Source organism: Massilia sp. CMS3.1, assembly GCF_051262535.1.
GTDB lineage: Bacteria > Pseudomonadota > Gammaproteobacteria > Burkholderiales > Burkholderiaceae_D > Telluria.
Map to the genome: position 1 here is coordinate 107,654 of NZ_JBIMES010000007.1, position 18,239 is coordinate 125,892.

Here is an 18,239-nt window from a genome sequence, read left to right on the forward strand (position 1 = left end):
GGCGCTTCTTTGATTTATCTTACCGACCGTCGACAGCGGAAGTGCGCAGATTCTTAATTCGGCATGCCGTCGGCCATAGATGGAGCTCTCTTTGGCCCTCGGAAATTCCGAGGGTTTGCCTTGAATTTGCGATTTTGCCCTAAACCTGTTCCGACAAGACCTCCAATCGCGGTGAGTCAAGGTTTTGCCTTTTTAGGGCGGGCACCTTTCTTAGTCTGATCTCCAGATACGGCGCCGATGTTGACCGTTTCCAACGCACTATACCAAGGTGCCTTCTTCCTGACGTTACTGGCCATTTGTTTTAGATCGCCGACCAGTAGCTCATGTCCTGCCCTGGTATCCAAGCCGGTCTTGGCCCACTCAACTTCAAAGAAATTCGGGTCGAGATTCTTTAGAATACGCAGGGCAGATGTCCGCAGTGCGGAGGGGTCGGTATAGTCGACGTCCACGTCTCCAAAGTTCAACTGATTCTCTAGGTTCTCGCAGATAAAAGCAGTGAGAGCTTGGACACTTGCTTTTTCAAGCAGGTGCGTCTCACCGTTCCATAAACTGGCCCACACCTCCTTGATCGCGGCCCAAATACCCACGAAGGTGTCAAGCTCTAAGTCGACGACGGACAAAAGGTTACTTCTATTTTGAACCTCGTTTAGTCCAGCTTCAAGGGCATTTGGTACGACGAATCCATCTGAATTCTTCACCCATTTCAACTGTTTTTTGAATGGGCTGTCTATGCCGCCGTCGAAGTAATCTAGGGCTGTAATCTTCCCCTCGTCAACGTTTGTGCTCCCACTATCGAGCATCCGACGTAGAAGTTCTTCCTCCTTATAGGATGTAAATAGTGCCTTCACTTGATTGGAGCTGACTTTGGAGCTGTTATTGTTGATTACTAGGAATTGAAATGCCCCTTCGGTGTCGTCGGCCCCCGTTATTCCGACAACGTTTAAATGAATGTCTTCGTCAGTATATTCGTGCGCGCCAATCACCCGATGTTGCCCATCCACGATCACACCGGCTGGACCTTTGGTGGTCCACGATACTTCAAGCGTACCTTGACCACCATCGTTAGCAGTTGTCTTCTTGGCGGGTACAAACTTGACACTGCCTTTATTGAAGACGATTACGACCGAGGTCGCGATTGTGTTGGTATGCTTTTCGTAGGACAAGAATTCTTTTATTCGCAAAACCTTGGTTTTGTTTAGTCGGCGTTGAATGGCCTTGGGATTGTCAGGGGACGTGCGATCGATAAGTCCCCATTGATAGAGCTCAGACGCAGGCGCGTGAAATAGGTAAAATTTGAGATCCGTCGAATCCTTCCGCTGGATATTTTCCAGTGCGGCGTATCCTTTGGTATTTCGCGTTTTTGAAACGCCTGCGCTCGCTGCGGACTTAGTTGGAGCGACTGGCGATGATTTTGCCTTTGCGGGTGTGGGCTTCGTGTTCGCCTTAGCAGAGGTGGTTTTTTTTGGCGCAGTACTGGCTTTTTCGACTTTTTTTACCATGATTTTATTCCGTCGCTAGGTTTAGTATTTCGAAGAATGTGTAGCGAGTATCGAGCTCGCATGCAAATGTTGGGATCGCCTGAGGAATTAGTCCAACTGCTTCTTTCAAAGTAGTGCGCTTCGTTGAGTGATGCGTTTGGCCGCTAGCGATTCGTACCAACCTATGGAGGGCAGCAGCTAGTTTCATTTCTTTCGGTAAAAAATTTGTTGCGCTATGTAGACCAGTAAAAGACTGGGTCCTGAACCAAGCCCAAGTAAACGCGTGCTGGCGCCGTTCATTGCAGTCCTTACATGCAATAGTCAGGTTTTCTGGAGAGGAAGTGCCGCCTAAGAATTCGGGCCACAAATGCTCGACGGTAGCCTGTTCGTGCTTTGGAGTCGCTTTCGCGCGCGAGGTAAGCGCCCCGCACCAGCAACATCGTTTATTAGCCTGTCTATGTATTTCGTCCGCTCGTGTCGTTGTAAGCTTCCGAGTTACATATGAAAGTGCTGCTATTCTGGTCATCTCCGCAATTCGAAAGATTTCCAAGCGGCTATCAGTCAGTCCCACACGTGACTGCAATCTATACACCAATGCCCGACTCGATGCATTCTCGTTGGTTGACACGAGGTCCACACCTTCGTTAAGGCACCGGTGGGTCAGTTCCATTGTCGCCGTAAGTCGAAAAAAATCACTCATTCCTCGCGACGAAACGACCCAACTTTGATCTGTAAAAAGTTCTGGAACGTGAGGTGCCACGACACCATACAGGTAAAGGAATAGTTTCTCACCACTAGTTTCTGGAATCCAACCAGGTGCCGAATGGAGTGCTGTCATGAAGGGAGTAGAGTGCATCGATCACCGGAACGCTCCCTCCATACTGCAACGCGATATAACTCGATGCCCTGGCGACGAACAGAATTTTGAATAAATTTGCAGAGGTTCTCTAACGTCGGGGCACCTAGATCTGGCACATCGTCGAGAAACCGATGGTCAAGTTCTAATCGAACCACCTCCACCGCTTTTCGTAGTTCCCCCAGATCGAGCACCATTCCAGTTTCAGGGTCCCGTTCGCCGCGGACTGATACTTCTGCATTGTAAGTGTGACCGTGTATTCTCTTGCTGCTTTCGGTCTCGATCGCTCTATCCAACGTGTGTGCTGCGTCGAAGTAAAAATTTTGGCTGAGTTCAAACATAGTATTCTTCAGAAAGTTAACTGTTGATACTGCCGTGGTGTGAATGCCAAATCATTCCAAGTCCACGCAATTATTTCAGATCCAGAGAGATACCAAATATCCTCTATGGCCGTACCAATGATCCACTATCGCAGAGAGTCGATCACGTCGCTTCTCGATAACAATGCGGTGTTAGGCATGGCGTGCGATGATTCAAAATTCTATGGACAGCATCGGATTCAAGTTTTCTGGTTACAGCAATCATGAGTTCCAGTTGTAGCATAAATTTTCAATCCGACGCGGACGCGGTTTGGTGAGAAAATTTCTGAAAACCGTTCGCTCGAAGTTCGCATGCGGGGCACGTGCCGCAGCCATAGCCCCAGTCATGTCGCTTCGAGCGATCACCTAGATAGCAGGTGTGGGTGTTTTCTTTGATAATTTCCGTCAGTGGCGTGCCGCCGAGTTCTGCTGCAAGCGACCAAGTCATGGATTTGTCCAGCCACATCAGTGGCGTTTCAATTTTGACCCTTTGATCCATCCCCAGACTCAATGCGAGCCTAAGGGCTTGCATCGTTGTGTCACGGCAATCGGGATAGCCTGAGTAGTCAGTTTCACACATACCTCCAACGAGTGTTTCGATCCCGCGGCGGTAACCGATTGCCGCTGCGAATGTCAAAAAAATGAGATTTCTGCCGGGTACAAAGGTGTTGGGCAACCCATTTTCCGAGAAGGCGATCTCGCGCTCTTCGGTCATCGCGCAGTCAGAGATTTGTCCGAGTAGTCCAAGGTCAAGGACGTGATCGTCCTTGATGCGCGGCGCCCACTCAGGAAAGCGGTCGCGAAACATCCGCAGGACATCTAGCCTGCACTGCATTTCAATATGATGGCGTTGCCCGTAGTTGAAGCCGATTGTCTCGACCTCGTCAAAATGGGTGAGCGCCCATGCAAGACAGGTTGTGGAGTCTTGGCCGCCTGAAAACAATACAAGTGCGCGTTTCATATTTAACGAATCCCAATGAGTTTGTGGCTTTGAACGCTAAGGCGCCAATGCGCATGGTTTATGCAATACTCGATTGCTGCCTTGGTATTGGCTTTTTGGTTTAGACCGTCCATCGGTTGCAGCCAAAAATGATCAAATTCGAGGTTCGCCATTTCCTCCGGTTCCATCGTGGCTTGGGGGAAAACGAGCTTGAGTTCATTTCCTCGACGCACTACCCAGTCTGTTCCAGCCTTTGGACTGACGCACAACCAATCGACCCCTGGAGGCGGTTCGATTGTACCGTTTGTTTCGACGGCGATGCTAAACCCGAGTGCATGAATTGCGTCGATGAGGGCAGAGTCAAGCTGTAGTAGTGGTTCACCGCCCGTGAACACCACAAACCTGCCGATCGACTCAGGCCCCCAAGTAGTCCCGATCCGATCCGCAAGCGCGCTCGGGGTCGCGTATTTCCCGCCAAGTGTCCCGTCGGTTCCAACAAAGTCGGTATCACAGAATTTGCATTGCGCCTTCTCTCGATCCTCCTCACGGCCGGACCATAGATTGCATCCGCTAAAACGACAAAATACCGCAGCGCGGCCGGCGTGCGCACCTTCGCCTTGAAGCGTCTTGAAGATCTCTTTTACGGCGTATGTCATTTAGGTTGCCTGCTAAGCCGCTACGACGCTGAGTACTGAGCGCCGTGTACGAATGTCATGTCGGAGGATCGAGTCGAGATGGTTATGCAGTAAAGTAATGTCACGTCCAATGTTTTGAAGAGAACGCCAAGTGCGAACTTCATCAGCAAACTTCCACTCTCCAGAGGTCCAGGAGGTGCGTCCACTAAGGCAGCCTAAACCAAGAGCGAACTGCTCCCAAGTCCTTGCTCCATCAAGCAGGGCAAGAACTTCCATCTGATAGCCAATTGCTACCATGCCGGCACCATGAATAAGGCGGGAAGTTTTGGGCGTATGATCGCGCCATTCATTTGCGAATACTTTTTGAACGGCCTTATAGTATTCACTGATCAGATCGAAACACCGCGCCTCGCCATCAGGGCCTTGCATGAATTCACGCATCATGCCGTCGCTCAATGAGTTCATGATGACGCGCTGAATCGACGTGTCGCTGATGATGCCGAATGGATTCGTATGGTGATTGATCTGTCCGCACAAGGAAGACTTCTTCTCAAAGTTCAGGCGCGCGGTTAGATGGGCCGCGAGTTTGCGGCTCTGGTAGCGGTGCGGCAATCCATCGACAGTAGGCAATAATTCATAGATCAAAGACTTCGGCAACGGTCGGGTATTATTGATGAGTACAAATTGCTTGCGCAATTCCATTTCGTCTTTGCATACCATTGCAGAGACAAATACCTGAAAGCTCTTTTCATCGACCCGACTCAAGGCTGTCAATCGCTGCTGTCCGTCGACGACTAGTCCAGGTGGACCGTTAGTGATATCAATAGACACGCGACATACATTGTTGCCGTCGAAGGGAGTCACTGTCACGCCATCCGTGAATGCGATCACAATTGGATTTGGCAGGATCGCATCTGGTTTAACTAGGTAGTCCTTAATCTCCTGGATGTGCGCCGCGATTTGCGGGCGTTGAAATCCGCTCAGTTGTCCTTCCTCGTTTCGAGCAATACGATCGATCGTGGAAAATTTTAAGATATCGCGGGCATCCGCGGCAAACGAGAAAACCTCGTGCTCTGCACTCTGTTGCGCGCGAATGGCGAAGAATGTTAGCTCTTGTTTCATGAGAATTCCTTTGTAAAATCTAACTGATCTACCAGTGCCTTATATGTGGCGAGATTGTGAATGCCACGGCGTCTATTACGATTGTTTGCTCGGAAGATGATGACCTCAATTGAGACGTCTTTGCAGATTGGGCATGGACATTTTTTCCACGGCCTATCCGCGAGCGTTCGCCGATATTGTGCTTCCAGTGTCTTCATTTTTAACGAAGATCTAACATCAGCATATGGACGTTCGGTGGCAAGGGGAGCGTTATATGTCAATACGGCCTCAAGTGTCTGCTCCAGATCAGCATCGTTGGCGTCGTACGCGCGCAGGTGCTGTAATGCTGTGCGTTCGAGCGCCACAAGTTCCTCTGCCTGGAAAACGCCCATTTTGACCAAGCGTTGAAGCTTCAGATTTTCAAGGGACTGAGGAACCCGAACAGCTGTGTAGTACTGCAGCTTTTTTCCCGGCGCTGGCATGTAGTAATTGTTCTTGTTGTCCTTGAACGCGCGTATCAGCGGTGAAGTCGAGTCAAAACTAGTAATCTTAAACGGTAAGAATGACTCAATTTCGTCGGCCTTAGCAAATCCTAAGACATGAATTCGAACGTCTGCTGGGATAGCATCACGAATGGCGGCGAGACATGCGCGAATCTGCTCGGCGGGCAAAGGTACCATGCCTCCAATTGCCAAGTACTTGTAGCCCATCTTTACGAGTCGGCGTGACGCCTCCGCCATGCTGTCGGGGGACCAGGCCTGAACCACGCCCATCGGAATGAATCGACCTGAAAGGTATTGACTAGCTTTCAAGAACGCGTCGGCATTTTCGAGCGTGATGTCGAAACGGCGGCGTGCATCTTCGGATCCACCCTTCATGCCGGTTAAGGTTGGGTCATAGTCGAAGATAATATGGTCGACTGAGCAACCGTGGGTGAAGCCGCCATGGTCATAGAACTCAACCATGTCTTCAGGTGTATATGGTGGTACAGACTCGTTGACGTAGCTGAAGGCGCCACAATCCCCGAAGACGTCGAGCTTAGAAAACTGCGGAGTATCGAGACGCAGGAAAGCCCTAGCGCCAACTCGACGGAAGCGCATAGCCTGTGCACTGGTGTACTTTCCAGTGATGCGATGGTCGCCAACGATGGCCCTTGAAACAAGCATGCCATCATATGGTGCGTAGCCCAGAATTTCGTGTGGGTAGACATCGTCCCAGTACGCCTTACGTTCGGGAGCGCTACGATCCTCGATGAAGTCATACACTGGATCGACCATGTCCAGGCTATCAGCAAAAATAAATTTCATCGTTGTGGCCTCGATAAGTCACGGTCGAGACGTATTAAATGCTCCGTCAGTTTCGAAATATGCACACCGGTATTCTGAACTTCGTTCCAGCGCCAGCCCAGTTGCTCCCACGTGCCGTCGATCCAGCAGCAATGTGACGCAAGTCTGGTGAGCGATTCTTGAATCTCTGTTACGGGCGACGGTGAACTATCAGCCCGCATCATGATTTGATCCATTAGGCCCCCCATTGCTAGGATGCCTGCGGAGTGCATGAGGCGGCTCTCGGTTGGTGGTTTGCCCCATGCCTCTGGAAAGGTGTTCCGCACGGCTGACCAATAGAGCACGAGGGTGCGGTACATCGCGTCCGTATCAGAATCGTGAGTACCCTTGTACTGGCTGAGTGCGCCCATCGGTGGCTTGAGGTTGCGCTTGATTGCCTCAACCAATGCCGAATCGATTAGTACGGCCGCAGGCATGTTCTCGTCGGATTCGCGGCGAATTATGTGATAGAAGGGGGACTTTGGATCCTTGTTCAGTAGATGGCACAATTCGCTAGGCAATTTTCGTATCGCGAGGTCGCGCGGCAGCATTGCGTTGACCTCGGGTAGCAACTCATTGATCAGGCGCGTAGGAAGTGGTTTTGACTTGTTTACGAGAATAAATTGTTCTCGCTGCATTTCAAGGTCGGATGAGACAAAACCAATTACTGGGACCGGAATGCTACTGTTTTTTGCCTTTGCCAACGCGAGCGAGCGCTGCTGGCCGTCCACAATCCAGGCAATTCTATTGCCTTCTGATCGGAGCGGAATGGTTAACGTGCCGCTTTGGGCTAGTTCTATCATGCCAGCAGGAGTCGGTCCTCTGGATTGCTTGAACTCCACCTCTGGCGACATTGCAAGAATAATTGCATTCGGAAAGAGGATTGATCCGCTGTCAAGGAACTCAACAATTGCATTTACGTGATTGCGGATTTCCTTGCGCTGAAACCCTCGCAAATGGTCGCCTTCATCGCGCGAAATTCTCGAGATGTCCGCGACGCGAGTAATGTCGGAGCCAAACAGGAAAAATGCGAAGACGTCGACATTCGTACCTTGTTGTGTCCGAAGCGCCCTGGTAATGATGCTGTTAGTGTTTATCATCTGATGCCGCAGCGAGTCGTTTCGCTTTCACGCCGTAAAAAAGTGTTTGAAATCGTTTCTGCTCGCAGGCCACATGCAAGGTGTCGCGCAGTAACCGCAGCATCAATGTTGAGCGCCCTCCAGCTTGCTCCCAGTTGGCCACAATCAGTTCGCTTATGTATTCATCTGAGGCTTTTTGTCCGGCTTGCCTATTCGGAGCCCCGAGAGGACGCAGATTCGTTTCAACGACGCTTGCGTGCGATGCTGAGTCCATGTCCTCGTTGCCGACAAGGACAAACTCGGCGAAGTGACGCAACGCCCGCTGCGCAAAATCCCCCAGAGTTCCTGGCAATGGACCGAGCGGACTATCTAGGCGGCCATCGTATGGCATTAGTGCCGGGCGCAACGATGAAGGAAAGGTCGATGCTGGCGTACGCAAGAACAGGCGAAGCTTCTTTTTCTCGCCAGATGGCAAGGCTTCAAGTTCAGACTGTATTAGTGCGAAATATGGTTGAGGTAGCCCAACGAGAACAATGTCGAACTTGGCTGTGCTCAGTGGTGTTGAAAATGGGCTGGCCTCGTTCAAGGCGACCCACCATGAGTGGGCTGTTCCATTGTTCAGTTTCTGCAATACTGAATCCTCATTGCCAGGCGAGATTGTGGCACTATATCTTGGGATGAACGTTTCCGCGTCAACAAGGCCTAAGCCAGCCGAAACGACCAAGAACTTTGCGCTGAGAATTTCCGCAGCTCGCAGTGCCTCACCAAATCCGCGACCGCAGTAAGTGTCTTTCGCCCTGTTTGGTGTCAGTTGCCCGTGCAGTTTTCGTGTCCAGCGATGAGTGACTTGCTTCACACTGCCGGTGGAAAGCTCGCGCGCGCACACTGTGGTTACATCTGCCACGCGTTTGCGATTTGTGCAGTTTGTAATGATGAGAGTGCGCATCGACAAGAGTTACCTAAAGGAAGCGCGTCTAGCTGCGCGTGGGATCAACAGTTATTCTACATTAGTGCGGGCGATATTCTACTATAATTGCGTGTGTTTTCGAACGAAAAGTGACAAATAACTGTCGAAAAAATGAAGAATTCCTTCGCTGTCGGCTGCTGGTAACCGCACAACTGCCTGGTTCTCGCATGGACTTCAGGTTCATGCAGACAAGACCACCCTCATAGGCGAAGGCGAAACGTGGCGAAACCATCTGCGTGGCAATCATGAGAAGTGGAAATCGAACAACCAACTCGTTTTGACGCTCTCGGCATCGACCTGCAGGTGCCACTTGTGCGCAGCAGCCTGTGGAATACACTACAGTATTGAAGAACAGACGTGTATGTTCCGGAGGCGACGTGAAGACCACACCCATCATTGTTGGCATTGCTTTTGGTGCTGGCGTTGGATTGTTTGCGACTATCCCTGACGAAATTGGGGTAAAGATTGGGATGATGTTGATCGGCGCGCTCGCTGGAACCGCAGTCGGAGGTGCGATCGCGCGCATGGGAGACAGACGGCGGCACACAACCCGGATTGATGACGACGATGACGCCTTCGTGGGACTTGGGGTAACCCCGGCTGACCTGATGCACAATTACTGGCGGGACAAAGGCGGGCTTCCGCTGGCTGAGCGTTTGGAACCAGAACGGGGCAGCCAAATGTTCGATCCGGATCACTGACTGCATGATGGAGGAGTTGTTCATAAAGATTATTTGTGGAGCTCTGTTTTAGCCTGACAACTTGTGTCAGATGAGATAGACAGGATCAACTCTCTCTACGCGCGCGGCCTGACTGTCCGAGAGATCCAGAGCCACCTTTAATGTTTAGAAACTCAAGTCTCGATAAATCTATTCGTTAGACATCTTATGAAGATCCGCCAAGTTTCATTGCCAGTAGAAGACTTTCTAAGAATCCCGAAGGATGAGAGAGCGTTCCTAGTCGCAATGGGTCATTCGCTCAACGAGTTCAACATTTTCAATAAACTATTAATCGCCGCTGCGAACTTCGACGACGAACCATCCCAGGTGGTGTACGCCCAGTCTATTCAAATGTATTCGCTCACCCGAGTTCTTGTTGGTAAGATCCTAGAGGCATGGAATGCCATTGATGCTGGCTACTTCAGATCAAAACTCTCGAAGAAGTACGCTGCAAAATTGAGCGCTGACCAAGGCCAGGCACTCGACAATCTTAAGAGATACTTCTCAAAGAGGAACATAATCGCGGACGTTCGCAATGGCCTCGCATTCCATTTTTCTATAGAAACTGCGGCCACGACACCGCAGGGCGAGCTCAACAAACACGATCTCTCCCTTTATCTAGGCGAATCGCGGGGCAATTGCATATATCCGTTTAGCGAGACCGTCTTTAACACCGAACTGATGAGGCTAACGAAATGTGCCACCATGGCCGATGCATTTGCCAAACTAGTCGGCGAGATTAACGCAATCGATAAGCCTCTACATTTGTTCGCCCAAGGCGTCATGGCCTTGATTCTTGAGGAGTACATCGAAGTTCCCATGCTGAGCAGGATGACCAAGACTGTCGAGATTGAGGCATGCGGCTCCCTCCAAGAACTAAGCCTTCCGTTTTTCACGACCAGCAAGTAGTTGAAACAATGCTTTGGGGTTCCTCAGCCTGATGCCTAGCTCCTTGTAAAGGGGCGTTCCACAAGCCCCCACTTACTTCAAACCTTGACTGGACAATTCAAGGAATACGTATTGTCTGCGTCTGGGGAGGAAGTCGACAGACGCCGGGCAGCTTTTGCCAGGTCAAGTCTAAATTACGACAGGTTATTTCTTCGCTGGCCCTTTCTCCAGTAGATCCTTCGCAATATCCTTCGCGTTGTCGATGGTAGCGCCGGCATCGTCTGCTGTCTGTCTTATGGTCCCTGCCAACAACGACTTCTTGGACGTAAGAGTTCCGTCTGGTGTCTTCACGATCTGCGCTTTCGCCTCGAAGGTTGAGTCGGCGGAGCCTGTACGGCTGCGTATTTTCTCGCCTTGTGCCTGGACGTCACTGCGAATGGTCGAAGGAAACGTCGGAGCATCCGACGCCGGTGCCGGCGCACTGACGCGGGAGGCTTTGGCGTGATGCTGTCGATTGATTGCATCGATATCCGGATTCAAGCGCGAGTCGTTCGATTCTCGATCGAACCTGTCGTGGACATCGTTGAACGACACAGGCAGCGCCGTGCCATCGGAGAACACGCGGTTCGGGCGCAAGCCCTGGCGCGCCAGTTCAGCGTCGAACATAGCGAAAGCAGCTGCACTGTCACCGCCATATTGCTCCGCATAGCGCAGGAACATCGCAAGATTATGCGGATCCTGTGCCATATCGACGGATATCGATTCGCCGTGCTCACGGGCTGCGGAGACACGTTCAGCAAAGGCGATGCGTTCGGTGAGCGCGGCACTGGCCCGCGATGCCCTTGATGTGGTGGTTGCAAGGCGGGAAGACATATCACCTGCCTCTTTTGAGTCGGTAGCGATCGCGCTCGTGATGCTCGTGTCCCGCGAAACCCGATCGCCGAATTGCTTGAATTCGGCGATTTGCTCATTGGTCATTGCTCCGAGCACCTTCTGTTCTTCCGCAGATAGACCGGACTGATATGCCTTGCCAGCGCGCGCTTCCGCTTTTGCTCCGGCGACAGGCGTGGAGACGCCAAGATAACCGGATGCGCCGAAGGCGATCTGCGCCACTTGCGACTGAGACAGCCCGGTCTTGTCGGATACGCCCTTGCTGATCTGGTCCAGACGATTCAGGGTTTCTCCCATTTGCTCGAAACTGCTGGATGTCGTGCCGCCGCTGCTACGCGACGACCGGTACTTGGCAAGACCCTTGGTAAAGGTATTGACCAGGGCGGCCGAACGTTCCGTATTTGCGGAAACCGCCTCGCTGCGGGCCACATCGGCCATCTTGTTGGCTTCGGTCACATCGTTTTCGGACACGCGCATGGAGGCCACATGGGACGCGAAGCCCTGGTTGCGCAGCAGGTTGACGGCCGAGCGGCCATTCAACACGTTCGAAGTCATGGTATTGCCTGTCACATTGTCCTGCATTGACTTCATGAATGCCGACGTGCGGTTTGGCGCCAGTTGCATCTGGTCCATCGACACGTTTCCCATGCTGACGTTGCCGGCAGCAGCGCCGCCAGTTGCATTGCTCAGACTGGCCTGCAGACCCGACAGCCCGCCGACCAGCGCTGCGCCAAAATTTTCCATGCGTTTGACGGCGGCCCAGGCGATGAGCGGGACGCTGATCACCAGGTAGCCGACCACCGCTTCCCCGGAGATCGCAGTGGAATAGATTGTTGACGCCGTCTGCAATGACAGCGCCTTGAGCCCCCCACCAAGGTCGGCTGCGGCGGCCAGGTCGTAGGATGCATAGATCGAGGCCATGTAGTTGAGAACCGCGTACAGCGGGGGCCAAAGCTGAATCCAGATCAGAATCGCGATATACGACTTAAGAGCGAGCATGGTGTCGCGCCCGCTGGTAAGCAACAGGAGCAAGACGAACAATGCGAACAGGGCGTATGTGAGCGCCTCCACAACATTCCTGAATACAGGCAGCGCCTGCTCGGCGACCTTGCCGTAGTTCAGCCACGACGCGTTGGTTTGCGCCACAGCCTGCGCCCGCCCGACAGCTAGAATCATGGATGCCGGATCATTGATCTTCTGGCCGATGATCTTGCTGGTGTCGTTGATGGCGTTGATCACCGCGTTCTGACGGATCAGGTCGGCCGCCGTGGCGGCGGCGTTCGCGATATTGTCCTTGAGATAGGCTTGCTGAATCTGGCTGGCGATGACGGCCGAGGCAGCGGAGCCTGGCAGCGTCGGATTGAGCTGGAAGGCCAATCGGTCCTGGATCTGGGTGATCTGGGCGGGAATGCGGGTATTCAGGCTGTTGTAGACGTTTGGGCAGGTATCGATCGTGACCGATCCTCCGATCACTGTGAGGGTGCTGAAGCGGGCCGGATTTGGCGAGGCCATCAAGGTCCAAACGTCATCCGAGCGCGAGAACGTGCCTGGATCGATCGTGCCGTCGATCAGATCGTACATGGTGCAATTGTGAATGAAATTGACCAGATCGGTTCGGAAATTCGGGTCCTGGAAAACGACATTGCGCGTTTCGCGGATCAGCCGATTGCCGAACATCAGGCCGCTCTTCTGATAGGTCAATTCACTGGGCAGAGCGCCGCTACCGGGAATCACCTGGAAGGCAGTCTCGAACAGCGTGGTCAAGGTATGGCCAATGGTACTCGTCAGGCCACCGAAGAGGGCAAGACCAAAGGGTACATTCGCGACCACCCTGACCGGGGCGCCGCCAGTCCGGTCAACTATGCCGACGGTGACCTTCGGGACGATCAGGATGGTGAATACCAGGACGACCGAACCCAGCCATTTCCACCCTTGCAGCTTTTCGGGGGCGAAAGCGTAGGCGATCAAGGCGGCGGCAAAGCCGCAGAAAGCGACCGCCGCCACGGTACTCATGTAATCGCCGGAACCGAGGATGGCCGCGATGGCATTGAAAATGCCGAAAAGGCTGTCCGAGTTCTGGTATGCGTAGATCTCCCACATGGTCGCCCCTCTGTGTTTCGTTCAGTTCGAAGTCTGGTCCGCTAAGTCCGCCAGTTCGCTAGTTCGCCAACCCCGCTGCCTGCTGCCCCAACAAATCCATCACGTGCTGCGGCATGGAGGAACGCAGTTGCCGTTCGAGTTGCTCGAGATGGCTGGCGACCGCCTTGAACGATCCGACCTTTTGGTAGAGCAGGTTCTTCTCCTGCGCCAGTTGCAGCAGGATGGCTTGCGCGCGCCTGCGTATTTCGTTTGCCCGATCGCGCTGTGTCTGCTGAAGGTTGTAATCCTTGTCGAGCGCGCCCATTCCCGTGCGCAGATTGGTATCGAGGAAGACATAGGCGTAGTCGGCCGCGATCACGTCACGGTATTGAGCGATGAGGCTGTCGGCCAGTCCGGAGCCCGGAATCGTCGAGCCGATCGACAGCATCTTGTAGACCGGCTCGGTGGTCTGGTTGACGAAGCCCACCTCCGCCGAGTTGTTCGGGATCGCGGTGCGGGTCGCGATCTTCGAGGCGATCGAGCGCATCATGTTCTCGACCTTGGCGGTGAACGGCGTGTGGGTGTATCCCGTGTTGAGCGTGACCGTGTCACAGTTCGTGTAGTTGTTGCATTGAAGGACATGCTGCACGACGTCGGTGCCTGCCCCCGCAGCCTGGCCATACAGCAACTGGCTGATCGAAGTGATCGTGGGGGCAATCGGTTCGGGATCGCGGTTCGCTTCGTCCGGGTAGTAGATAATCGTGCCGACCATGCTCATGATGAGCTCACGTTCCTGGTCGTCGAGATAGGAGCCGGTGTATTGCAGCGCCTTCCAGGTCAGGTTGCCGACGAACGGCGCCTTGTTGCGCACATTGGGATCGCTGGAGGCGCGGGCGGAAGCCAGGACGCTTGGGCGGTCGGTGGCGCAGCGCCGCCGAGCCGCGTCGCGGTCGGTCTCCAGACCCATGTCGATGGCCAGGTCGGCGCAGGTTTCCTGCGAACTGTAGCCGACCGATTCCGCGGCCGTGCTGACGATGGCCTTGGCCGTCTCGCAGGAATTGATGCGGGCGTTGTTGATCCACGTTTCCAGTCCCTTTGCCCATTTCGTCAAGCCGCCCAGCAGAGGCGACACGGCTTCCAGCGCAAGCTGGAACGCGATGCCGGGCAGGGCGGCCGTGATGTTTCTCAGCATGTTCTTGAATTCGGTTGCCGAGATATGCGAAAACGAACCGCCGAAGACGTCTATACCCCCGCATCCGGCCTTCGCGCTGGGGAACTGGATGGCGGTGAGCTGGTAGACCTTGTTTGGCGCGCGCATGAACAGACTGCCGCCGGTGTAGGTGTTGAACGTCTGGCCGCGGAAGGCGCCGGGCGCCGTGTAGTTGCCTATCGTGCCGAGGTTGTTGAACATCGTGTTCACCTCGCTGTTCAGGTCACCAGCGCTTGCCGTCTGGGTGCAGACGACAGGTCCGAGCGACAGCGCCACGGCCAATATGGCGCAGGAACGGCGTTTGATCGATTTGTTTGCCATGGTGACTCTCCTAACGAAGAACGATGTGCTTGTTCGTGCCCGGCGCCATTTCCTGCGTGGCCGGAGCGGCCACGGTGGAAATGCGTTCGAGTAATTGAGACTCGGAAAGGACCCCGAAGCCAATCGGCGAAATCTTTCCCGAATAAGGTTGTGCCAGGAAGACGGCCGGCACTTGCGTCACTTTGAGCGTGCGCGCGATCCCGTTGTCGGCCCGGGCGTTCGGAAAGCCCGGCATCGGGCCGCCGTCGACGCTGATCGCCACGACGTTGATCCCATAGCGCGCTTGGAACGCCTCCAGCGTCGGGGCGAAAGCGTGACAGAACGGGCAGTCGCCGCGAAAGAAAAAGAACAGCACATGATCCTTGCCGAGGGCGGCCATCGCGGCCGAGCGCGTTGTCAGCTGATCCTGCTCGAATACCTCGATCGCCTTCGCATTGACCGGGCGGCCCTGCAGCGTGGGATCGAGTTCCGGCGTGGCCCAGGCGACGCGCTGCGCGACATCGGCAAAATGCGACGCCTGCGCGACGATCTTCGATTCGAGCTCCATGTAGCGGCGCACATTGGCCTCGGTCGGCTTGATGATGGCAATGTTGCGGTACTGCTCCAGCGTCTTCTGCAGGGCCTCGAACTGGACGAGTTCGGGGGCGCGCCGTTGCGCGGGCGCTGCCGGTACGGACGATGGCTGCCTTTTGCGGGGCGGGTCCGTTTCGTCGCTCGGCTCGGGTTCCTCGTAGAAGTGCCAGCCGCGCCAGTTATCGGACCAATACCTGGGGCCGGGGCCGGGGGCGGATCGTACAGCGGTGGTCCTGGTGTCAGGATCCTGGGCAGACGACACGATCGGCGCTAGCGCAAGCGTGAGTGCAAGAGCCGCCATCGCTGGCAAGAAGTACCGCTTGTTCTGATTCATGCGCTTTTCTCCTGTGGGGTAGCGGTGTCAGGACAAGGAACGGGGCGGCAGGCCATCGCGGCAGTAGTTGATTCCCAACTCGATGGTCTGTTTCCTGGGAGCTGCGGAGGAGGAAAGCGATACCCCCTCCTGCCAGAATGTGACCTTGAACCGGCTGCATCCGGTCTGCCGATAGCGCTTCCTGGTAGACACATCGATATAGATCGGTGACGTGGCCTTGAAGCGAAGCGTGATCGCGTCGGCCAGGCTGCCAACGAGTACCCCGTGGGCCTCGCCACCGGGCGCGTCGAGCGCCGCGACCAGCAGCGGGCGGACATCGGTTACTGGCATGCGTTCCGGCGTTTGCGCGCTGGCTGCGCCGGCGCAGGCGAGAAGCATGGCAATGGGCGCAATGGTCGATTGGATGGCGTTCATTGGCAGCGTCCTTGTCCGTAGTAGCAGTTCGAAATGCGTCCGGCGTTGATGGCCTGGATCGCGCTCACATTGGGAAGGGTAGGAACGATCGACGCATAAAATTCGGTCAGGTCCATCGCCGCAAAGTCGAGCGCCTGGAGTTCGGCGATGGAAAAGCCGGAGCAGTCGGGGAATTCCGCACTGCCCCAGCCTTTGCCGACCTGGCCGCGTCCCTGTTCGTTGACAATGCGTGACAGGCGGCTGTTGAAGCAGCACTTGCCCGTGGTGTGTTCGATGCACGAGACGCAATGCCCCAGGATGCGAATGCAGGACGAGCAGTAGGTGCCGATGCTGTGGCACAGGCTCGCTCCTTCCTGCATCGCCAGCTTGCCCTCGTTTTCGTTGCATGACGTCATCGACATGATGATGTAGATGATGACGGCAATGGCCAGCGACCAGGGATCGAACGCGATGACGAGACTGTCGGTCGCCGCCAGGGTGACCGAGCCGGCAGGCAAGGCGGTGCCGTTCACGGCAAGCGTGACGCCATAGGAGGTGAAGCTGCCGGAAAAGCCGCCGCTGGTCAGCAACGCGGTGATGCCTTGACTGACGAAATTCCGGTTGTCCGAATTCATCAGGACGTCGTATACGAGCCGCGACCCAACTCCGAACAGACTCTGGTTTGTCATGCCGGCGCCGGCCGCGTCGGCATAACAGCAATTCTTTAGCAAGCGGTCGCGGCACCTGTTCGCCTCGCCCGCGAACACTTCCATGTTTTTGTCGAGATAGACGCCGGCTTCGCGCGCGGCCTCCATCATGGACATGGAGCGGGCAAAGTCGGCGTCGGACGTGTAGCTGGTGTTGAAGCAACTGGGGCCAAGGCAGAACACATTGGACGGGCATGGGCTTCCCGGCGCGTTGGTGCAGCCCGCGTAGTAGCTTGACAGGGCGCCGAGCTGGGACGCGGGGTTTTGAAAGACCGCGCTCGCGCCGGCGACGGCCGGATCGGTGGCGGTGACGGGCGGGCGCACCGTGCCGGCCGACGCGATCGCGCCGGTCTGCGCCTGGCATACGGGGTCGTTTGGCAACGTCTGGCAATACAGCACGCGTGCGTTGGCCTGGGTGCTCAGGTTGCCCAGCCCATAGTAGGCGGATTCCGGCGGTGCGTTGGTGTAGCCCGGCACGTTCGCGGCGGCCTGTGGCGCATTGACGTTGCCGCGGGCGAAGGCATTGGCCGCAAGGCCGGCGGCGGCGCCTTCATTGTTCGATTGGGCGATGGCGTTTTGGGACGTCACCATCGACACGAACGAAAGCAACGTGAGCCATGTCATGAATTTTTTCATCGCGCGCTCCTGATCTTGTCGAGATAGCGTGCGGCGCTGCCCGCGAACCGGGGGCCGGCACGCTCCATGCTTTCCAGCGCATAGTCCAGGCTGACGTCGCCGGCCACTTTCACAAAGGCGTCATTGGCGAAGCACTGTCCACTGGCGCATGAGCTTGTCGATGCGCCGTCACGCACCAGGACGAAGCTCGGCGACTTGTCGATGGCGAAGCGGTCGAACCCCTGCGGGTCGATCTGGAAGGGGACACGGCGCGCGCCGATGAGCCCTTGCACCCGCGCTACAGTGTCCCGCAACGAGCCGTTGACGAAGCCGCGCAGGACGAGCGTGGCGTTGGCGCGGCCAGCTTGCTCGGCCAGGCGCTTGAGCGTCGGCTCCGGCATGGCGAAACTGACGAACACCAGCAATTTTGGACCGGCCGCCAAGCCCTGGGCCTGGGCTTCAATGCCGACGTTGGTCTCGAAGCCCTTGGCGATCGCTTCCAGGTCGAGCGGCGCCGTTGTCTTCGGCTGCGGCAGCGCGCCGATGTTCGGGGTGGAGGGCAAGGGCACGCGCCGCAGCTGCGCATCGGACGGCATCGCGTATTTCTTGCGTGCGCGTTCCATGTCCTGCTCGGTGATCACGGGCTGGGAGCGCTGTGCCCGCGCGACGTCGGCCTCCGTCACCGTCACGTTCGCAGTGGCCGGAGACTGGGCGAACACCGATCGCGTCAACGGCGACACCGCCAACGCAAGAGTAGCGAGCATGGCAA

General features: G+C 55.3%; 17 protein-coding genes. 2 read left to right on the top strand and 15 right to left on the bottom strand.

Annotated features, from left to right (window positions below):
- Positions 1-176: 176 nt before the first annotated feature.
- The 9 genes from ACHAC9_RS13015 to ACHAC9_RS13055 all read right to left on the bottom strand — a co-directional run bounded on the left by ACHAC9_RS13015 (position 177) and on the right by ACHAC9_RS13055 (position 8,719).
- The gene (locus ACHAC9_RS13015) at positions 177-1,499 is read right to left on the bottom strand and encodes a DGQHR domain-containing protein (protein ID WP_435760423.1); all 1,323 of its coding nucleotides are present in this window, start codon (positions 1,497-1,499) and stop codon (positions 177-179) included.
- Positions 1,500-1,503: 4 nt separating this feature from the next.
- On the bottom strand, positions 1,504-2,334 hold the full coding sequence (locus tag ACHAC9_RS13020) for an HNH endonuclease (RefSeq protein ID WP_435760424.1): 831 nt from the start codon (positions 2,332-2,334) through the stop codon (positions 1,504-1,506).
- On the bottom strand, positions 2,313-2,675 hold the full coding sequence (locus tag ACHAC9_RS13025; protein WP_435760425.1) for a 6-carboxytetrahydropterin synthase: 363 nt from the start codon (positions 2,673-2,675) through the stop codon (positions 2,313-2,315). The genes ACHAC9_RS13020 and ACHAC9_RS13025 overlap by 22 nt, the downstream gene beginning before the upstream one ends.
- Positions 2,676-2,943: 268 nt before the next feature.
- Positions 2,944-3,654, bottom strand: coding sequence for a 7-cyano-7-deazaguanine synthase QueC (gene queC / locus ACHAC9_RS13030; RefSeq protein ID WP_435760426.1), 711 nt, complete (start codon positions 3,652-3,654; stop codon positions 2,944-2,946).
- 2 nt (positions 3,655-3,656) lie between these two features.
- On the bottom strand, positions 3,657-4,289 hold the full coding sequence (gene queE / locus ACHAC9_RS13035) for a 7-carboxy-7-deazaguanine synthase (protein ID WP_435760427.1): 633 nt from the start codon (positions 4,287-4,289) through the stop codon (positions 3,657-3,659).
- 12 nt (positions 4,290-4,301) lie between these two features.
- The gene (gene dbpB / locus ACHAC9_RS13040; RefSeq protein WP_435760428.1) at positions 4,302-5,390 is read right to left on the bottom strand and encodes a DGQHR domain-containing protein DpdB; all 1,089 of its coding nucleotides are present in this window, start codon (positions 5,388-5,390) and stop codon (positions 4,302-4,304) included.
- On the bottom strand, positions 5,387-6,676 hold the full coding sequence (gene dpdA, locus ACHAC9_RS13045; protein ID WP_435760429.1) for a tRNA-guanine transglycosylase DpdA: 1,290 nt from the start codon (positions 6,674-6,676) through the stop codon (positions 5,387-5,389). Before dpdA ends, dbpB (ACHAC9_RS13040) begins: the two co-directional genes overlap by 4 nt.
- Positions 6,673-7,794, bottom strand: coding sequence for a DGQHR domain-containing protein DpdB (gene dbpB / locus ACHAC9_RS13050; RefSeq protein WP_435760430.1), 1,122 nt, complete (start codon positions 7,792-7,794; stop codon positions 6,673-6,675). The genes dpdA and dbpB (ACHAC9_RS13050) overlap by 4 nt, the downstream gene beginning before the upstream one ends.
- Positions 7,781-8,719, bottom strand: coding sequence for a hypothetical protein (locus ACHAC9_RS13055; protein ID WP_435760431.1), 939 nt, complete (start codon positions 8,717-8,719; stop codon positions 7,781-7,783). The genes dbpB (ACHAC9_RS13050) and ACHAC9_RS13055 overlap by 14 nt, the downstream gene beginning before the upstream one ends.
- Before the next feature lie 398 nt (positions 8,720-9,117).
- Here ACHAC9_RS13055 and ACHAC9_RS13060 point away from each other — a divergent pair, with 398 nt between their 5' ends.
- Positions 9,118-9,441: a hypothetical protein gene (locus ACHAC9_RS13060; RefSeq protein ID WP_435760432.1), complete on the top strand. Its 324-nt coding sequence runs from the start codon at positions 9,118-9,120 to the stop codon at positions 9,439-9,441.
- Positions 9,442-9,627: 186 nt separating this feature from the next.
- Complete coding sequence (locus ACHAC9_RS13065; RefSeq protein WP_435760433.1) at positions 9,628-10,368, top strand: hypothetical protein; 741 nt, start codon at positions 9,628-9,630, stop codon at positions 10,366-10,368.
- A 183-nt stretch (positions 10,369-10,551) separates the two neighbouring features.
- On the opposite strand, the gene ACHAC9_RS13070 is transcribed toward ACHAC9_RS13065, so the two are convergent.
- From ACHAC9_RS13070 to trbC, 6 genes are read right to left on the bottom strand one after another with little or no spacing between them, the layout of a single operon-like run.
- Positions 10,552-13,338, bottom strand: coding sequence for a conjugal transfer protein TraG N-terminal domain-containing protein (locus tag ACHAC9_RS13070; RefSeq protein WP_435760434.1), 2,787 nt, complete (start codon positions 13,336-13,338; stop codon positions 10,552-10,554).
- Positions 13,339-13,396: 58 nt separating this feature from the next.
- Positions 13,397-14,848, bottom strand: coding sequence for a conjugal transfer protein TraH (locus ACHAC9_RS13075; protein ID WP_435760435.1), 1,452 nt, complete (start codon positions 14,846-14,848; stop codon positions 13,397-13,399).
- A gap of 10 nt (positions 14,849-14,858) precedes the next feature.
- On the bottom strand, positions 14,859-15,755 hold the full coding sequence (traF, locus tag ACHAC9_RS13080; RefSeq protein ID WP_435760436.1) for a conjugal transfer protein TraF: 897 nt from the start codon (positions 15,753-15,755) through the stop codon (positions 14,859-14,861).
- Between the two features lie 27 nt (positions 15,756-15,782).
- The gene (locus ACHAC9_RS13085; protein WP_435760437.1) at positions 15,783-16,169 is read right to left on the bottom strand and encodes a hypothetical protein; all 387 of its coding nucleotides are present in this window, start codon (positions 16,167-16,169) and stop codon (positions 15,783-15,785) included.
- The gene (gene traN / locus ACHAC9_RS13090; RefSeq protein ID WP_435760438.1) at positions 16,166-17,491 is read right to left on the bottom strand and encodes a conjugal transfer protein TraN; all 1,326 of its coding nucleotides are present in this window, start codon (positions 17,489-17,491) and stop codon (positions 16,166-16,168) included. Before traN ends, ACHAC9_RS13085 begins: the two co-directional genes overlap by 4 nt.
- Positions 17,488-18,234, bottom strand: coding sequence for a type-F conjugative transfer system pilin assembly protein TrbC (trbC, locus tag ACHAC9_RS13095; protein ID WP_435760439.1), 747 nt, complete (start codon positions 18,232-18,234; stop codon positions 17,488-17,490). The genes traN and trbC overlap by 4 nt, the downstream gene beginning before the upstream one ends.
- Between the last annotated feature and the right edge of the window lie 5 nt (positions 18,235-18,239).

What these genes read in the sequence shown, in the direction of transcription:
- ACHAC9_RS13015 (WP_435760423.1), bottom strand. Translation starts at nt 1,499, where the DNA reads ATGGTAAAAAAAGTCGAAAAAGCCAGTACTGCGCCAAAAAAAACCACC.
- ACHAC9_RS13020 (WP_435760424.1), bottom strand. Translation starts at nt 2,334, where the DNA reads ATGCACTCTACTCCCTTCATGACAGCACTCCATTCGGCACCTGGTTGG.
- ACHAC9_RS13025 (WP_435760425.1), bottom strand. Translation starts at nt 2,675, where the DNA reads ATGTTTGAACTCAGCCAAAATTTTTACTTCGACGCAGCACACACGTTG.
- queC (WP_435760426.1), bottom strand. Translation starts at nt 3,654, where the DNA reads ATGAAACGCGCACTTGTATTGTTTTCAGGCGGCCAAGACTCCACAACC.
- queE (WP_435760427.1), bottom strand. Translation starts at nt 4,289, where the DNA reads ATGACATACGCCGTAAAAGAGATCTTCAAGACGCTTCAAGGCGAAGGT.
- dbpB (WP_435760428.1), bottom strand. Translation starts at nt 5,390, where the DNA reads ATGAAACAAGAGCTAACATTCTTCGCCATTCGCGCGCAACAGAGTGCA.
- dpdA (WP_435760429.1), bottom strand. Translation starts at nt 6,676, where the DNA reads ATGAAATTTATTTTTGCTGATAGCCTGGACATGGTCGATCCAGTGTAT.
- dbpB (WP_435760430.1), bottom strand. Translation starts at nt 7,794, where the DNA reads ATGATAAACACTAACAGCATCATTACCAGGGCGCTTCGGACACAACAA.
- ACHAC9_RS13055 (WP_435760431.1), bottom strand. Translation starts at nt 8,719, where the DNA reads ATGCGCACTCTCATCATTACAAACTGCACAAATCGCAAACGCGTGGCA.
- ACHAC9_RS13065 (WP_435760433.1), top strand. Translation starts at nt 9,628, where the DNA reads ATGAAGATCCGCCAAGTTTCATTGCCAGTAGAAGACTTTCTAAGAATC.
- ACHAC9_RS13070 (WP_435760434.1), bottom strand. Translation starts at nt 13,338, where the DNA reads ATGTGGGAGATCTACGCATACCAGAACTCGGACAGCCTTTTCGGCATT.
- ACHAC9_RS13075 (WP_435760435.1), bottom strand. Translation starts at nt 14,848, where the DNA reads ATGGCAAACAAATCGATCAAACGCCGTTCCTGCGCCATATTGGCCGTG.
- traF (WP_435760436.1), bottom strand. Translation starts at nt 15,755, where the DNA reads ATGAATCAGAACAAGCGGTACTTCTTGCCAGCGATGGCGGCTCTTGCA.
- ACHAC9_RS13085 (WP_435760437.1), bottom strand. Translation starts at nt 16,169, where the DNA reads ATGAACGCCATCCAATCGACCATTGCGCCCATTGCCATGCTTCTCGCC.
- traN (WP_435760438.1), bottom strand. Translation starts at nt 17,491, where the DNA reads ATGAAAAAATTCATGACATGGCTCACGTTGCTTTCGTTCGTGTCGATG.
- trbC (WP_435760439.1), bottom strand. Translation starts at nt 18,234, where the DNA reads ATGCTCGCTACTCTTGCGTTGGCGGTGTCGCCGTTGACGCGATCGGTG.